At 38.1% G+C, this 15,889-nt stretch carries 12 protein-coding genes, 3 tRNA genes and 2 pseudogenes; 12 read left to right on the forward strand and 5 right to left on the reverse strand.

Features of this window, described 5'->3' with window-relative positions; all coding sequences use genetic code 11:
* Nucleotides 1–469: 469 nt before the first annotated feature.
* Together GJV03_RS03500 and GJV03_RS03505 are read left to right on the forward strand one after the other, a co-directional pair.
* Entirely contained in the window at nucleotides 470–1,471 is a 1,002-nt protein-coding gene (locus GJV03_RS03500) for a Tim44-like domain-containing protein (protein ID WP_154129477.1), read from the forward strand.
* A 182-nt stretch (nucleotides 1,472–1,653) separates the two neighbouring features.
* Nucleotides 1,654–1,980 (forward strand): EF-hand domain-containing protein, encoded by a 327-nt coding sequence (locus GJV03_RS03505; protein WP_151956177.1) that lies wholly within the window; start codon nucleotides 1,654–1,656, stop codon nucleotides 1,978–1,980.
* Nucleotides 1,981–2,060: 80 nt separating this feature from the next.
* Here GJV03_RS03505 and GJV03_RS03510 read toward each other — a convergent pair whose 3' ends face one another.
* The gene (locus GJV03_RS03510; protein WP_004722420.1) at nucleotides 2,061–3,236 is read right to left on the reverse strand and encodes a trypsin-like peptidase domain-containing protein; all 1,176 of its coding nucleotides are present in this window, start codon (nucleotides 3,234–3,236) and stop codon (nucleotides 2,061–2,063) included.
* 171 nt (nucleotides 3,237–3,407) lie between these two features.
* On the opposite strand from GJV03_RS03510, the gene GJV03_RS03515 reads away from it, so the two are divergent.
* The 7 genes from GJV03_RS03515 to GJV03_RS03545 all read left to right on the forward strand — a co-directional run bounded on the left by GJV03_RS03515 (nucleotide 3,408) and on the right by GJV03_RS03545 (nucleotide 6,797).
* A complete protein-coding gene (locus GJV03_RS03515) occupies nucleotides 3,408–4,166 on the forward strand; it encodes a Nif3-like dinuclear metal center hexameric protein (protein ID WP_056514277.1) in 759 nt (252 codons plus the stop codon).
* A 220-nt stretch (nucleotides 4,167–4,386) separates the two neighbouring features.
* Nucleotides 4,387–5,013, forward strand: coding sequence for a superoxide dismutase (locus GJV03_RS03520; protein WP_004722425.1), 627 nt, complete (start codon nucleotides 4,387–4,389; stop codon nucleotides 5,011–5,013).
* Nucleotides 5,014–5,067: 54 nt separating this feature from the next.
* The gene (locus GJV03_RS03525; RefSeq protein WP_154129478.1) at nucleotides 5,068–5,736 is read left to right on the forward strand and encodes a hypothetical protein; all 669 of its coding nucleotides are present in this window, start codon (nucleotides 5,068–5,070) and stop codon (nucleotides 5,734–5,736) included.
* A gap of 74 nt (nucleotides 5,737–5,810) precedes the next feature.
* A tRNA-Asn gene (locus GJV03_RS03530) sits at nucleotides 5,811–5,886 on the forward strand.
* Between the two features lie 5 nt (nucleotides 5,887–5,891).
* Nucleotides 5,892–5,967 (forward strand) — tRNA-Asn (locus tag GJV03_RS03535).
* Nucleotides 5,968–6,209: 242 nt separating this feature from the next.
* A tRNA-Asn gene (locus tag GJV03_RS03540) sits at nucleotides 6,210–6,285 on the forward strand.
* A 62-nt stretch (nucleotides 6,286–6,347) separates the two neighbouring features.
* Nucleotides 6,348–6,797, forward strand: a complete 450-nt coding sequence (locus GJV03_RS03545) for a DUF2726 domain-containing protein (RefSeq protein ID WP_096733454.1) — start codon at nucleotides 6,348–6,350, stop codon at nucleotides 6,795–6,797.
* A 45-nt stretch (nucleotides 6,798–6,842) separates the two neighbouring features.
* On the opposite strand, the gene mgtE is transcribed toward GJV03_RS03545, so the two are convergent.
* Together mgtE and GJV03_RS03555 are read right to left on the reverse strand one after the other, a co-directional pair.
* The gene (gene mgtE, locus GJV03_RS03550) at nucleotides 6,843–8,180 is read right to left on the reverse strand and encodes a magnesium transporter (RefSeq protein WP_154129479.1); all 1,338 of its coding nucleotides are present in this window, start codon (nucleotides 8,178–8,180) and stop codon (nucleotides 6,843–6,845) included.
* Between the two features lie 167 nt (nucleotides 8,181–8,347).
* Entirely contained in the window at nucleotides 8,348–11,446 is a 3,099-nt protein-coding gene (locus GJV03_RS03555) for a multidrug efflux RND transporter permease subunit (protein ID WP_154129480.1), read from the reverse strand.
* Nucleotides 11,447–11,719: 273 nt separating this feature from the next.
* On the opposite strand from GJV03_RS03555, the gene GJV03_RS03560 reads away from it, so the two are divergent.
* Together GJV03_RS03560 and GJV03_RS03565 are read left to right on the forward strand one after the other, a co-directional pair.
* Nucleotides 11,720–12,868, forward strand: coding sequence for a glycerophosphodiester phosphodiesterase (locus GJV03_RS03560; RefSeq protein ID WP_105713088.1), 1,149 nt, complete (start codon nucleotides 11,720–11,722; stop codon nucleotides 12,866–12,868).
* A 141-nt stretch (nucleotides 12,869–13,009) separates the two neighbouring features.
* Nucleotides 13,010–13,384 (forward strand): diacylglycerol kinase, encoded by a 375-nt coding sequence (locus GJV03_RS03565; protein WP_004722437.1) that lies wholly within the window; start codon nucleotides 13,010–13,012, stop codon nucleotides 13,382–13,384.
* Between the two features lie 212 nt (nucleotides 13,385–13,596).
* Here the strand turns inward: GJV03_RS03565 and GJV03_RS03570 are convergent, their stop codons facing one another.
* Nucleotides 13,597–13,935 carry a hypothetical protein gene (locus GJV03_RS03570; protein ID WP_004722439.1) on the reverse strand — a complete coding sequence of 113 codons (339 nt, stop codon included), beginning with the start codon at nucleotides 13,933–13,935 and terminating at the stop codon, nucleotides 13,597–13,599.
* A gap of 329 nt (nucleotides 13,936–14,264) precedes the next feature.
* Here GJV03_RS03570 and GJV03_RS03575 point away from each other — a divergent pair.
* Nucleotides 14,265–15,212 (forward strand): annotated as a pseudogene (locus GJV03_RS03575) (integrase arm-type DNA-binding domain-containing protein); the annotation flags it as partial.
* Here GJV03_RS03575 and GJV03_RS03580 read toward each other — a convergent pair.
* Nucleotides 15,163–15,845 (reverse strand): annotated as a pseudogene (locus GJV03_RS03580) (IS5 family transposase); the annotation flags it as partial. The pseudogenes GJV03_RS03575 and GJV03_RS03580 sit on opposite strands and share 50 nt — an antisense overlap.
* Nucleotides 15,846–15,889: the final 44 nt, after the last annotated feature.

Here is a 15,889-nt window from a genome sequence, read left to right on the forward strand (position 1 = left end):
TCCCTCATTAAATGAACCATCATAGATCCAATAAAAATTAAATGTCTAACTAAAGTTGAAACAATAGTTTTGCTTTAATCATTTTTATAACAGGTTGATCGATCGATATTTATTCAAATAATTTAAAGATAAAGGCTGGGTACTACACGCTATAAATTACCCATTAAATCATGAGAATTTTTATCATAAATTGCTGCACTAAATTTGTATATCACAGCACAATTCCACCGATATGATAAAAGCCTTTTTAAATTGATAGTTTTAATTATTTCAATAGATTAGAAAATCCATATTACGCTTTAAAAACCCAGCAATATATTCGTTATGTTTATGTGAATATATGTGCAAATAAATCTTAAAAACATTGAAATTCTCTTAAAAAGACTGCATAAAGAGAACTATGAAAAGCAATTACAGTAATGTGCTTGCACTCATATTCATCAACATATTTTTAATATAGGTAGATTCAATGGAAGTTCGACAGCGCGGCTTGGTCGCAGGTATTTTAATGGCAACTTTGGCTATAGCACCTTTAGCTGAAGCAAAACGTGCAGGTGGTGGTAAAAGCCATGGCATGAGCCGTTCTTCGAGTTCAAGTCAGTCTTATTCTCAACCTCGACAAGTTACGCCTGCTCAACAACCAACGCCTGCTCAACCTGGTCAACAAAAATCAGGTTCTGGTGTAGGTAAAATGGTTGCTGCTGGTGTTGCAGGTGCAGCAGTAGGTGCGATTGCGGCAAATGCAATGGCTGATGATCATAATGGTAATGCCCAAGCACAAACCAATGATGCTGAATTAGCGAAACAACAAGCAGCTGCTCAACAAGAAGAGAAAAAAGGCGGAATTCCAAGCTGGATCTGGTTAATCCTGATCGCAGGTGCTGCATTCTTCTTGTTCCGTAAATTCGGTGCAAAAAAAAAATTAGCCAGCAATAATCCGTATGCACCAAATAGCACAGGTCCAACATCTGCGCCATTTGGTCAAAACAATACGGCACGTAGTTCAAACGACACGACCAATATTTTTGGTCAATCTGTCAATAGTGGTACTGCAACACAAGCACCGTTTGGCGCAGCCTCTATGCAAAGCGGCAATCAACTTCCGGATGGAACTGAGCCTGCTGCTTTCTTACGTGTTGCTCGTCAACGCTTTAACCATATTCAGTCAATGAACTCGGTGAGCAATATTGCTGAAATTCAACGCTATTTAACAGCTGATCTTTATCAGTCAATGTACAGCGATATCATGGCAAACCAAGATCAAGATGTGGCTGAGTTTTCAAACTTAAATGCATTGGTATTGGATAGCGCGACAGAAAATGGACAATACGTGGTGAGTGTTCGTTTTACTGGAACTGTCAGCGAAGACTTAAATAGTCAACCTGTACCGTTCTCAGAAGTATGGCACTTTGTTAAACCAGCAGGGTCTACTCAAGATTGGTTAGTTGCTGGGATTCAACAAGAAAGTTAATTGAATAGCATTTTATTGCAATAAAAACAGTGCTTCGGCACTGTTTTTTTGTTTTAAAAATATAGTATTTTCTATCGAATAGATTGAATCAAGACTGAAATAGTTTTGTTGAGATGCAGCCATTCGTTTAAAATCACTTTGTCTTTATAATCAAAGCTAATTAAAAAAATGGGATAAAACAGATGAATAAAATAATCTATAGTCTCATTCTCAGTTGTAGCACACTTTCAAGCTTTAGCTTTGCCTGTGATCCGGCTTCTTTAGACTGGGAGAAATTCCATAAAACCTATGATTTAAATAAGAATGATACATTTGAACTCAATGAGTTCTTAAAAGTCAAAGACTTTGATCCACTACCGTGGCCAGATGACAGACAGTTTCAAGGCAAAGATAAAAACATTAAATTATTTAAATTCTTAGATAAAAATAAAGATGCAAAGCTCTCAGATGAAGAAGTTGGTGCAATCCATAGCCTATTACCTAATCCCTGTGCCAATTGGCCTCACTAAATAGTCTTATGAGCTAAGGAAAATCTGCATCTCAGAAATAAAAAAGCCCTGATTCATCAGGGCTAAAATTTTCGTAAGACTTAACGTCGTGGTAAAGGGATAAATTGTGAGTCAGCACTTTGAACTTTACGCTCACCCACTTTAACAGTGAGATTGACGGTTTGTTCGCCACGAATGACTTCAACTTGAATATCAGTATTCGGTGCTTGGAGTGCAACATAATTAATTAAATGTGAGGTTGAAGTAATATCTTCATTATTCACTTTAACAATACGATCGCCCACTTTAATCCCTGCTTCCGCCGCAGGACCTTTTTTCAATACATCAGCAACCACAACACCTGGTTGACGAGGCTGTAATACATCCGCTTGCGTTGGCGGAACTAAACTAATGCCCATCCATCCACGAATCACACGACCATCTTTTAAAATTGAATTTAAAATTTGCTGACAGATTTTGGCAGGAATGGCAAAGCCAATCCCCAACGAACCACCGGACTGTGAGAAGATTGCAGTATTAACACCAATCAAATTCCCAGCCACATCTATCAATGCACCACCCGAATTACCCGGATTAATGGCTGCATCTGTTTGAATAAAGTCTTCGTAAGTATTGATACCGAGATCAGAACGACCCGTTGCAGAGATAATCCCTTGCGTTACCGTTTGCCCGACACCAAATGGATTGCCTATTGCCAATACAACATCACCAACTTCATTGCCACTCAATTTAAATGGCAAGACAGGTAATTCTTTCAATTCAATCTTGATCACAGCCAAATCTGTATCAGGATCCGTTCCGATTACAGTGGCTTCTGCACGGCGACCATCTTGCAAGGCAACAACGATTTGATCTGCTTGAGCAATCACATGGTTATTTGTCAAAATATAACCATCTGGACGTACAATCACTCCAGAACCTAAACTGTTTTCATTCTGGTTTTGATTTTGTTCAGGGATCTGATTTCCAAAGAACTCTCTAAACGCAGGATCATTGAGCAATGGATGATTTTGTTTTACTTTTTGAGTGGTAAAAATATTCACCACTGCTGGTGCGGCAACCTTAACGGCAGCACTATAGGACACCACACCACCCGTTCGAGATGTATTGACCAAAGGCTCAACTTTCTCAGCAGGCATCTTCACACCATCAGCAGCAATCGGTGCTTTGGGCTGTTGAAGTTTTTGCCAAACCACAAAACAAATAATAACCAGTATCAGTAAAACCCAAGGGAGCCAAGTAAATGAACGCCGCACGTTTTTATTCCTCTAAGAATTTTTTAATTCGTTGATGCAAAAGCAATTTGTATATTGTAAAGCAATTCAATCAAGAAACATAAAAAACACAAAGAGTTTTGTTCAGCTTTAGTTACAATTTAAAATATGTTTTGATGGTCTTAACACACTTCATTTAAATAAAGGTTATTCATGGCTTTACTCAAAGATATCATTCAGTGGTGTGATCAAACCTTAAAATCACATGAATTTAAAGATTACGCACCCAATGGATTACAAATCGAAGGACGATCTGAAGTAAAGAAAATCCTGTGTGCAGTCACGGCGTCACAGGATGCGATTGATGCAGCGATTGCACAACAAGCAGACCTGCTCTTGGTTCATCATGGCTATTTCTGGAAAGGCGAACCCTATCCAATCACAGGTATGCGTGGCAAACGAATCAAAGCATTAATCCAAAATGATATTTCACTTGTTGGATACCACCTCCCCTTAGATTCGCATCCAATATTGGGGAATAATGCAATGATTGCCAAAATCCTTGAGCTGGAAAACATTGAAGCTTTAGACCCAAGCGAACGCAATCCGATTGGTAATATTGGTTATTTAAAAAACCCGATCTCACCAGAAGATTTTAAACACCTTCTCACTGAAAAATTAGGTTTTGATACCATCCATCTCAATGCAGAAAAATCATTGATTCAAAAAGTCGGATTTTGTACAGGTGGAGCACAGGATTTTATAGGCAAAGCGGCAGCGATGAATTGTGATGCCTATATTTCAGGTGAAGTCAGCGAGCGTACTTTTTATGAAGCAAAAGAGTTAGATGTGCATTACTATGCATGTGGTCACCATGCAACAGAACGCTATGGTGTTCAACAACTTGCTCAAGCGATCGCTGAACAGTTCAATATTGACGCTAGTTATTTCGAACTCAACAACCCGATTTAAGCGCTATCCTAAAAAATGTAGCGCATTTTTTGGCAAATAATGCTCTGCCGATTAGACACTTTTCCATAAAAATGCGATGTACTTTTTAGATTTTCTATATACGTATTAAATCGAAATAAATTGTGTATTGTTATTTAACATCTTGCACAATTGTTGAAAGAATCCATTACAATAAAGCCACTTAATGTTAAAACCCAGCTAAATGCAAGGAATTTAAAACATGACAACCATTACTTTACCTGCTTTACCATACGGCTATGAAGATCTTGCGCCGCACATCAGCAAAGAAACTTTAGAATTCCATCATGACAAGCACCACAATACTTATGTTGTAAACTTAAACAACTTAATCAAGGGTACTGATCTTGAAGGTAAAACTTTAGAAGAGATCATTGTTGCTGTTGCTGGCGATGCTTCTAAAGCAGGTGTATTCAACAACGCTGCACAAGTTTGGAACCACACATTCTACTGGAACTGTATGGCTAAAAACGGTGGTGGTAAAGCTACTGGCGCTTTAGCTGCTAAAATTGATGAAGCTTTCGGTTCTTACGAAAAATTTGCTGAAGAGTTCGCAGCTGCTGCAACAACTCAATTCGGTTCAGGTTGGGCTTGGTTAGTTGCTGATAAAGTGAATGGCGAGCTTTCTATTCTTAAAACTTCAAATGCAGATACTCCACTTGCACATGGCAAAGTAGCGGTACTTACAATTGATGTTTGGGAACATGCTTATTACATCGACTTCCGTAATGCTCGTCCTAAATACATTTCGACTTTCTTAGAAAGCCTTGTAAACTGGGACTATGCGAACGCGAAATATGCGGGCCAAGAAGCTGGTGTTGAAAAATAAGATCTCAGCATTTTATTTTTGTAAAAAGGCCATTCTGATTAGAATGGCCTTTTTATGCGATTCAATTTTTTCAATTCAAATATGATCAATCCTAATTACACGGTAAAAGCAGATCCAATAAAAATCTTTTATAGTTATGCAATGCTTAGCGCTATTCAGATCCCCTGTTATCTCTATATTACCGACACGGACGATATCAGCTTCACTTTTATTTTTGTGGTTCTATTTTGGCTGTTTATTGTGTTGTTTGAACTTATTTCATTGTCTTTGCTGATCAAACATGGACGACCACAGATATGTTTTCATTCCGAGTTTTGCCAAATTCAAATGTATGCAATAAAAATCACCATTAATTATGCACAAATTTCTGCTTTCAGTATGCGTAAAATACAGCAAGAACATCGAGGCTTTTCTTTTGGTATGTGTTACGAACTTGACTTAATGTTTATTGATCACATTATGCAACAACATTTTTTGTGGAAAAAAGCCTATAGGGTTAAAAATATAGTGATTTCATCAAACTTGCTTTTTAAAAATATTCAAATCTTAGAAATCACGATTATTTTTAGTGCTTTAGTCCGAATGAAACCATCACAACGAATACAAACCCTTCTTCAGCTGCAACAAAATTTAATCACTTATGATCATTTAATCTCGAATAAAGAACTGGAAAACTTTAAAAATAATCAATATATATACAAACTCTTTAAATTCGGACAATAAAAAAACATTTAAGCCTTTTTTCTTATCATTTCACTTGACCACTTTGGCTTTCATCCATAAAATGCGCATCAGATTCTCCAATAGCTCAGTCGGTAGAGCGACGGACTGTTAATCCGCAGGTCCCTGGTTCGAGCCCAGGTTGGAGAGCCATCTATTCTTCCATAGCTCAGTCGGTAGAGCGACGGACTGTTAATCCGCAGGTCCCTGGTTCGAGCCCAGGTGGAAGAGCCAGATTCTAAAAAGCCCACTCATAATGAAGTGGGCTTTTTTATATCTTTATTTTCTATAAAGAAAAGATTTAACCGCTTTTCGGCTTACGCCTAAATTTTAGAACGCTTAAAACAACTTTGCTTTTATTCAGATTTACTTTTATTCAGAATGATCAAATATTTAGCAAATAATGCTTTTTTATGATGAATTTAACAATTTTTCCTTGACCCATTCCCATTTCATCCCTAAAATGCGTTCCAGATTCTCCAATAGCTCAGTCGGTAGAGCGACGGACTGTTAATCCGCAGGTCCCTGGTTCGAGCCCAGGTTGGAGAGCCAGATTTTAAAAACCCACTCATGATTGAGTGGGTTTTTTCTTGTCTATACGATACCGATCGCTTATGTCTCTCGATTTACATCAAATTTTATTTTTATTGATTGGCAGTATCGCAACCATTGCTTTATTGCTTGCCTGCTTTGGTCAGTATTTATTTCGAAATAAACATTATTATGCAAAACGTGTGATCACCCCTTTTGAACAGAAAATGTTTTTCCGTTTAAATGAAGCCTTTCCTCAATATCATGTACTTGCGCAAGTCGCGTTTAGCGCGTTAATTGATTGCAATCAATTTAAATTGCGTTCCAAATTCAATCGTAAAGTGACCGACTTTGTGCTACTCGACAAACAGCTTGAAGTGATTGCTATTATTGAACTCGATGATCCCAGTCATCTTGGCAAAGAACATATCGATGCACAACGTGACGAGATGTTAGAACAAGCAGGTTATCAGGTATATCGCTATACCGATATTCCCAGTTGTCGAGATTTAAGAAAAGACATTGCTGATTGAACATAATCAGCCAAGCATTTCTAAAGCTAACTATTCAGCCATGTCTTATAAAATAATCGATGCAATACATAAGTAAACGATGACACCTGTTGCATCACAAATCGAGGTGACCAAAGGTGCCGAAGCACTTGCTGGATCCAGCTTTAAACGATTCAATATAAATGGCAGACTCATCCCTATTAAGCAACCCATCAATACAATACCCATCATACTTAAAGCTAACACCAAAGCGACCATTGCATCGCCTCTAAAGTAACCAAGAATGGACACTGCAATTGCCATTGTTCCGCCCAAACATAAACCAACCAAGCTTTCACGCCCAATCAGATACATCCAATCTTTTAAATGTACATCACCCGTTGCCAATGCCCGTACCATTAACGTGGCCGATTGTGAGCCAGCATTCCCGCCACTCCCGACCAAAAGCGGCAAAAAGAATACCAGCACAATATTTTTTGCAATAATATCTTCAAAATGAGCAATCCCAAATCCAGACAATAAGCTGCCAAAAACTAAAATCACCAACCAAAATACCCGTTTTTTATAGAGGTAATGAATCGGTGCTGTCTTAATACTCATTTTAGGAGACGATGAGACTGCACTGGATTTTAAAAAGTCTTCTGTGGCTTCTTCAGTGACGACATCCATGGCATCATCATAAGTAACAATACCTAAAAGACGTTGTTGCTCATCAACAATTGGCAGCGCAATAAAGTCATAATAATGCAGCTTCTCTGCAATGCTCTCTTGGTCTTCATTAACGTCCCCAACAATCAAATCCATACTCATAACTTCGGCAATGGTTTGCTCAGGCTCAGCAAGAATAATTTCACGTAAGGACACAACCCCGAGTAACTTGCCTTGTGCATTGACCACATAAATCAAATAGACCGTTTCACGATCTGTGGCAATTGCCCTGATCTGCTTGATGGCTTGTGTCATGTTCAAATCAGGTGACAATGTCACATAATCTGAACTCATGATTGCACCAGCAGACTCTTCTGGATATCTGGCTAAATGTTGGATCTGCTGCTGTATGTCAGGGCTTAAATCGGCATAAATAGATTGCTGTAATGCATAAGGTAAGTACTTAAATAAATCAGTACGATCGTCCGAGTGCATCTCAGAAATGATATTGACCAGTATCTGTTTCGGTAAATGTTCAGAAATTTTAAGTTGTTGTTCGAGTGATAAAAACTCAAGAATATAGGCAGCATTGGGTAAATACTCCACCAATGTCAGCTGTTCATTTAAAGATAAATCTGCCAAAATTTTTGCGATATCGGCGTCATTGATTTGTTCAAATTGTTTTTCAATGAGATCAAATTGATGGTTTTTAATGGCTTTTTCTATTTCTGAAACGAGTGCCAAAGAAAATTGCATAGGATGATCCAAATTCCATCAAACTTTTGCCACATGTTGGACTGCAATCCCACGAAAATAAAGATGTTTTTTGTTGTGAAACATATTTTAAAGGTTCTGTATGATTTTAAGCTTGATCAATGATCATCAAAGAGCATTGAGCAAGCGAAGCTCATCAATCAACACCCTTACTCAGAGGGTACTTTTGATTTAAAAATTGAACGAACCAGCACATACATAAATGGGATAAACAGCAAAACTAAAACTGTTCCGAAGATCACCCCACCCAATACGCTTACCCCTATTTCTTGACGACTGGCAGCACCTGCACCAAATGCAACAACCAAGGGGATAATCCCCGCACCAAAGGCCAAGGATGTCATCAGAATTGGACGTAACCGCAACCCTGCGCCTTCTAATGCAGCAGCAATCGCTGTTTTACCTTTTTCCTGTGATAGTGCCGCAAACTCAACAATCAAAATCGCATTTTTACACGACAAACCAATCGTGGTCAGCAATGCAATTTGAAAATAAATATCGTTTGGAAAACCTGCCAATTTACTAAAAATAATATTGCCCCCAATCCCCAAAGGAATTGCCGCAATCACAGCAGTTGGAATCGACCAGCTTTCATATAAGGCTGCGAGGCAAAGGAAAATAAAGCCGATCGAAATCAAATACAGTAACCATGCTTGGCTACTCGATTTTTGTTCTTCAAATGACAAGCCACTCCACGCAACATCTATTCCATCTTGTTGACTAATCAAGGTCTGAATATCTTTCATGGCTTGACCCGAACTGGTATGCGCCGCTGCATTGGCTTCCATTTGTAAGGCGGTATAACCTTGGAAACGATTCACCACATCTGGTCCACCTTCCCAGCGCGTTGTTGCGAAATTGCTAAATGGCACCATCTGGTTCTGTGCATTACGCACCGTCCATACTTGTAGATCTTCAGGCTTTGAACGAAACTCTGCATCGCCCTGCATCATCACCCGTTTAATTCGTCCACGATCAATAAAGTCATTTACATAAGAGCCACCCCATGCTGCTGACAAAGTATTGTTAATCGCGGTTTGACTCAGCCCATTTGCCAATGCCAATTTTTGATTAACATCAACTTTTAACTTAGATTTATCTGGATTGGATTTTTTATCCAGATTCTCAAAGGATTGGAACTGTTTGGCTTGCGCCTGCAATGTAGTGAATTGTTGGTCTAAATATTTCCGTCCTTGACCGTTAATATCCTGAATCCAAAATTCTAAGCTATCACTATCCCCCAAGCCATTTACAGAAGCAGGCAAACTGACCGTAATCCGAGCATTGCGATCTTGACTAAAATACTTTGTCGCACGTTCACGAATCGCTTGCGCAGAATTTTGTGTGCCTGAGCGATCATCCCAATGCTTTAAAGCCACAAAGCCTGTTCCTAAATTTTGTCCTGTACCTGAAAAATTACGCCCATAACGAATCAAGACAATATCAACATTCTGTTTTTCATGTTCAAGGAAATATTTTCGGATATTTTCCCCAACCACCTGACTACTCGACATCGGTGCACCATCAGCTAAGCGGAACTGCACACTCAACATGCCCTGATCTTCACTTGGAATAAAACTGGTGGGTAAAGTCCGATAGATCAGTGAAAATACAGCAATCAAAGCCACAAAAATCGTCAAAATCACCCATTTCAAATTTAAGGTCTTTTGAATCAGGCGAATATAACCTTGTCTTAGATTTTCAAGTTTGCGATTAAACCATGTCGCCCAACGCATGGGTTTAGGATTGGGTTTTAAAATAATGGCACAGAGTGCGGGGGTTAGGATCAATGCAACCAGCAATGACAAGGCCATTGCCGCCACTAAGGTGATGGAGAATTGACGATAAATTACACCTGTCGAACCTGTAAAGAACGCCATCGGAATAAATACTGCGGTCAAGACCACGGTAATCCCAATCAAAGCTCCTGTCATTTCCTGCATAGACTCGATAGATGCCTGTTTTGCAGTTAAGCCCTGCTCATGCATCAAACGTTCAACATTTTCCACCACCACAATGGCGTCATCGACCAACAGACCTATTGCCAACACCAAGGCAAATAAAGTCAATGTGTTAATACTCATGCCCAGCACATTGAGTACCGCAAAAGTACCTAAAATCACAATCGGTACAGTAATGGTTGGAACCAACGTGGCACGCCAACTTTGTAGGAAAATAAACATGACCAGAACCACCAATACGATGGCTTCTAATAAGGTTTTGACCACCTCTTTAATTGATTCTTGCACAAACGGCGTGTTATCACGTGGATAAACAATCTTATAACCTTGAGGTAATTTTTCAGAAATCTTCGCCAATTCAGCTTTGATGAGTGCAGATGTTGCTAAAGCATTTGCACCAGAGGATAAAGAAATCCCCATGCCCGATGAAGGGTAACCATTAATGGTATTAAAAGACTGATAATTTTCTGCACCCAACTCAATACGCGCCACATCTTTTAAATAGATATAGCTACCATCTGTATTGGATTTAACAATAATATTTTTAAATTCGTCGACTGTTCTTAAACGTGAACCAGCCGTGACTTTTGCATTTAAATATTGGTCAGCAGTTACTGGTAAATCACCGACGCCACCAGCTGCAACCTGTGTATTCTGTGCTTCTATTGCTGTGCGAATATCACTCGGCATCAATTGATATTGACGCAGTAAATTCGGATTCAGCCAAATTCGCATGGCGTATTGAGAGCCGAAAACATCAACTTCACCAATCCCTTCAATCCGTGATAATTCTTGTTCTATATGATCAGATAAGTAGTCACCTAATTCGATATTGTTACTTTTACCTGTTTCATCATACAAGCCCACCACCATAAATGTATCGCCAAGTGATTTATTCACCGTTACACCTTGACGCTGTACATCATCTGGCAAGCGGTTCAGTACACCATTAATACTATTTTGTACTTGGACTTGTGCGGTATCTGGATCCGTTCCGTTTTCAAAACTGATACTAATTCTGGCACGACCAGATGAGTCACTACTCGAACTAAAATACAGCAGATTATCGATCCCTTTAATTTGCTGCTCTAAAACCTGAGTAACACTCTCTTCAACAGTTTCAGCATCTGCACCTGTATAGGTTGTAGAAACACTAATCCTTGGCGGAGCAATATCTGGATATCGCTCTATCGGTAAATTCAAGACTGAAAATACGCCTAAAGCCATGACAATAATTGCAAGTACACAGGCAAAAATAGGACGTTGAATAAAAAATTTTGAGAGCATCAGAGTAGGTTCTGCGTCAAAGGATTGAGGTAAAGTTGTTGTAGCAATTAAATCGACTTTATATGGATATTCTGTGACTTAAACTAAAAACTCAAGGAAAAATAACAGAAAAGCGAATGATAAGTTTAAATATGAAGAAACTATGAAGAATTTTTTTCTTCTAGACATAAATCAACCAAAAGCATTTCATCAATTTTTCATCTTGATGTCATCACAGTGTCAATTTAACCACTTAGACTACAGCCAGTTTCCATATAAGAATTTGAGAAAAATATGATTAAAAATACTGGGTTAATGATCAGTATTATGGCGTTATTAACCGCTTGTAATGATGACGATAAAAAATCAGAAAACGTCACACCAGAATACAAAGAACCTAAAATCATTATTGTTGGTCACCGAGGGGCAAGTGCTTTACGCCCTGAACATACCCTTGAAAGTTATCAAAAAGCCATTGATGATGGTGCTGATTTTATTGAGCCAGATTTGGTATCGACCAAAGATGGCGTATTGGTTGCACGCCATGAAAATGAAATTGGTGGTACAACCAATGTCAGCACATTCAGCCAATTTGCAGATCGTAAGAAAACAAAAATCATCGATGGGACATCATTAACGGGATGGTTTACAGAAGACTTTACTTTAAGTGAGTTAAATCAACTTAAAGCACGCGAGCGTATTCCAGCTTTACGCCCGAACAATACCCAATACAATGATCAGTTGAATATCCCTACCCTTGAGCAAATTATTGAACTGGCGGAAAAGAATTATAAAAAAACCGGTAAAGTGGTTGGGCTCTATATTGAAACCAAGCACCCAACATATTTTCAAAAATTAAATTTAGCCATGGAAGATCCATTGCTTAAAACTTTGGCAAAGTACCAATATAGCCGTGAAATTGCGCCAATTTATCTACAATCATTTGAAGTCAATAATTTAAAGTACTTTAAAGACCAATTGACAGCACATAAAAGCTTAAAGCATGCCAAAATTATTCAGCTTTATGATGATAAGAAAATCAGTCCAGCAGATTATGCCGCACAAGGGATTAAAACCACTTATGGCGATATGGCAACAGCACAAGGTTTAAAAGACGTCGCCAAATATGCTGATGGTGTAGGTCCATGGAAACCGTATATTTTTAATGATAGCTATACTGCACCCTCTTCTTTCGTTACAGATGCACATGCTGTGAACTTAAAAGTCCATCCGTATACTTTCCGTCCTGAAAATAACTTCCTTGCCAACAATTTAAAATGTAGTACAGCTGAAGCAGATGCAGCCAAGCGTTGTGAAGCTGGAGCGAACAAAGAATATGAGATGTATTTTAAAGCTGGTGTGGATGGTGTATTTACCGATGATCCTGGTTTAGGTCGTAAAGCTTTAGATGCGTACTTAAAAGCCAATCCAAATACCAAGTAACAGCTGATTTATTCAAAAAAATTAAGCAACCAATTCAACTGATTGCTTAATTTTTTCTAAACTTGGTGTTTTTTGTTTAAAATTAATCCCAATTTAAGTTTAGAATAATACACTTCTTAAAAACTTTAGCTGCTTTGATTTATGAGTGATTATTCTCCATTTAAGGGTACGACGGGTTTCAAACGCATTCTCAATGCAACAGGCTATTCTTTAGCAGGATTTAAAGCTGCATACCAAAATGAAGCGGCTTTCCGTCAAATTGTTTGGATTAATATCGTTTTAATTCCGATTACATTCTTTGTTGATGTCTCTTCTGTTGAACAAGCAGTGATGATAGGTGTCTGCTTATTGGCAATCATTGTAGAATTGTTTAATTCAGCATTAGAAGCTGTAGTTGATCGTGTTTCTTTAGAACGTCATCCACTCTCTAAAAATGCCAAAGATATGGGAAGTGCCGCACAGTTCGTAGCTCAGGCGATTATTTTCTTTACCTGGATCATTATTCTTTTTAGGTAAGTATTCTTTCTAGATCAAATAACCTTTTTATCTAAGTTATTCTTTTAAAAAAAATTAGAGAGCATAGTGACATTCCACCACAGGTAAAATGTCAATCCATAAAAATTTATAACAGCCTAATTTTGCTTTACTGCGCTACTCCAGTCTAAGCACCACGACATTTTAACTCGAACAGCGACTTTCAGTTTAAAGTTATCTCTATAAATAATTGATTAAAGTGATGGTTTTGGAATTGGGATATTCTTGTCAATTTTGCCAGGTCGATTGAGATGCATAGAACAATCGCTATATCCCCATTTGGTGACCTTGCCTTGTTCAAACATAAATTTCCTTGTACAAGCATTCCAGCCATCGTTATATGAAATAATTTTTGCATCATTTGGGAGTGCATAGCTTCTATACGGTGGGCCCCATTTACTGATCAGTTCTTCTTCTGTACTCCCCACCCAAGACTGCATCAAATCATTTCTTGTTTCGGGTCTTTGCCCCATGATACTTAAACATCCCGTTAGCATCTGGGTGATTGCAATAATGAAGATTAATCTTTTCATTTTAGTTCTCCTCAGTTTTCGTGTTGTATTTATATTTACCGAACAGTACAAAAGCATAATAAAAAATATACAAAAAGACAAGGATGAAACAACTTGCATAAAAAATCCCCGCATAAAGCGAGGATTTTTTTGATCTAGTTCGAAACGATATTACATCATACCAATTAACGATCTAACCTTCTCTAAATATTAATTACATTAAGCCCCATCCAATTGATTTAAATATATTTTTATTCTAACTTTCTATAACAACGTGATACATGCAATTACCAATTTTTGTGAGTAAGATTGTGAGTAAGCACTTTCAAAAATAGCGTTACTCACATCACATGCTAAACGATCTTAAAATCAAAAGCTTAAAACCACGTGAAGAATTATACCGCGTGGCTGATCATTCAGGACTGTGTATAGAAGTCCGACCATCTGGTAGCAAATTCTGGCGTTATCGCTACCGATTTCTTACAAAAGCAAAAATGCTAACAATCGGTCAATATCCTGAAATTACTTTAGCATACGCTCGCTCAAAAACAATGGAGTATCGAGAGCAACTCGCCAAAGGAGTAGACCCAATAAACCACCAGAAAAATGAACGCCTTGAAACAATCAAAGCAAATAATGGTACATTCCGTTTAGTCGCTAGCGAATTTATGAATTCTCGGAAAGCTCAACAATCCAAGGAATGGGAGCAACGCCGCAGCAGTTATTTTGAGAAAGATGTTTATCCTCTTATCGGTAATAAACCTATTCACGAGATTGACTCTATTGATATTAAAACTGTGCTTGATAGCACTATGGCAAGAATCAAAAAATCAGGAAGAGGTACAGGAGAGGTTAAAGGAATTTTTGTAAGACAAATCATCGGTGAAGTTATGGAATATGCAATTATCACAAAACGTATTTCTATAGATCCTACTTATGTTCTTAGGGGTTACATTAAACAGCCAGATGTAACCCATGCCAGACCACTAACTGAGTCTGAAAAAAAAGTACTTTTGCCTAAGCTCAATGCATACGGTGGCTCAATTAGCACACGAAATGCTATTAAAGCCGCAACATACACATGGCTTAGAAGCATTGAGATACGTCGAGGAAAAAAGGAATATATTGATTTTGAAGATAAGACATGGACGATTCCAGCAGTATCGAGGACTGATATTTTGGCTGGCAAGCGCAATATGAAAAAGAACAGAATGCATGTTGTACCATTGTCTGACCAAGCCATTGAAATCATAAAAGAGCAATTTTCGCTTTATCCTGATAGTGAATATATATTTGCTGAGGAAAGCTCATTGCTATTAATTTATCGTCCTATATATTATGCAGTGCGCATCATAATTTCGACCAAACTTCGGCGATGGTACCCAGACCACTTTTTCCATATAGCTCTTCCTAGACACTTAACCATTTTTAATAATTTATTCCTTTCTATAGATCTTACTTTTTGTCTTTCCAAGGCTTGGCATCCTTTCTTGGTGGAACTACAGTATGTGCTTGTCGATCTGAAATCACTTGTGGGCAATCTTTTGTATCATAGGCCCCATCAGTATAGACAGAGTCAATCCGCTCATCCAATGGAAATTGAGCAATTAAGTCTCCAATAACCAGAGAGTCACTCACATTGTTCTTCGTGAGCTGAACAGCTCGTATTTGTAAGGTTTTAGCATCTATACCGATATTAAGTTTACGCCATTAGCGACGATATTGAGGTTGATGTTTCTTACGTTTCCATTTACCCTCATCTAAAAACTTCAAACCTGTAGAATCGATGAGGGGATGTTAGGCGTCGCTACTTTTTGATAGCTAATCGCAATATCAATATGCTTTTGTCTACTACAAATTGTCGAGTAATCTGGCGCCGCCCAACCTAAACCAAAGAGTTAAGTAAGGCTTTGAACAAAGCCAGTTTTTATGTAAAAATATCTCTTTAATAAATAAATTTTTAAAAATTAAAGAC

The sequence above is a fragment of the Acinetobacter sp. RIT698 genome (assembly GCF_009668065.1).
Classification (GTDB): Bacteria; Pseudomonadota; Gammaproteobacteria; order Pseudomonadales; family Moraxellaceae; genus Acinetobacter; species Acinetobacter guillouiae.

Bases quoted from the DNA above. Each gene is read 5' to 3' on its own strand.
- GJV03_RS03500 (WP_154129477.1), top strand. From the start codon at position 470: ATGGAAGTTCGACAGCGCGGCTTGGTCGCAGGTATTTTAATGGCAACT.
- GJV03_RS03505 (WP_151956177.1), top strand. From the start codon at position 1,654: ATGAATAAAATAATCTATAGTCTCATTCTCAGTTGTAGCACACTTTCA.
- GJV03_RS03515 (WP_056514277.1), top strand. From the start codon at position 3,408: ATGGCTTTACTCAAAGATATCATTCAGTGGTGTGATCAAACCTTAAAA.
- GJV03_RS03520 (WP_004722425.1), top strand. From the start codon at position 4,387: ATGACAACCATTACTTTACCTGCTTTACCATACGGCTATGAAGATCTT.
- GJV03_RS03525 (WP_154129478.1), top strand. From the start codon at position 5,068: ATGCGATTCAATTTTTTCAATTCAAATATGATCAATCCTAATTACACG.
- GJV03_RS03545 (WP_096733454.1), top strand. From the start codon at position 6,348: ATGTCTCTCGATTTACATCAAATTTTATTTTTATTGATTGGCAGTATC.
- mgtE (WP_154129479.1), bottom strand. From the start codon at position 8,180: ATGCAATTTTCTTTGGCACTCGTTTCAGAAATAGAAAAAGCCATTAAA.
- GJV03_RS03555 (WP_154129480.1), bottom strand. From the start codon at position 11,446: ATGCTCTCAAAATTTTTTATTCAACGTCCTATTTTTGCCTGTGTACTT.
- GJV03_RS03560 (WP_105713088.1), top strand. From the start codon at position 11,720: ATGATTAAAAATACTGGGTTAATGATCAGTATTATGGCGTTATTAACC.
- GJV03_RS03565 (WP_004722437.1), top strand. From the start codon at position 13,010: ATGAGTGATTATTCTCCATTTAAGGGTACGACGGGTTTCAAACGCATT.
- GJV03_RS03570 (WP_004722439.1), bottom strand. From the start codon at position 13,935: ATGAAAAGATTAATCTTCATTATTGCAATCACCCAGATGCTAACGGGA.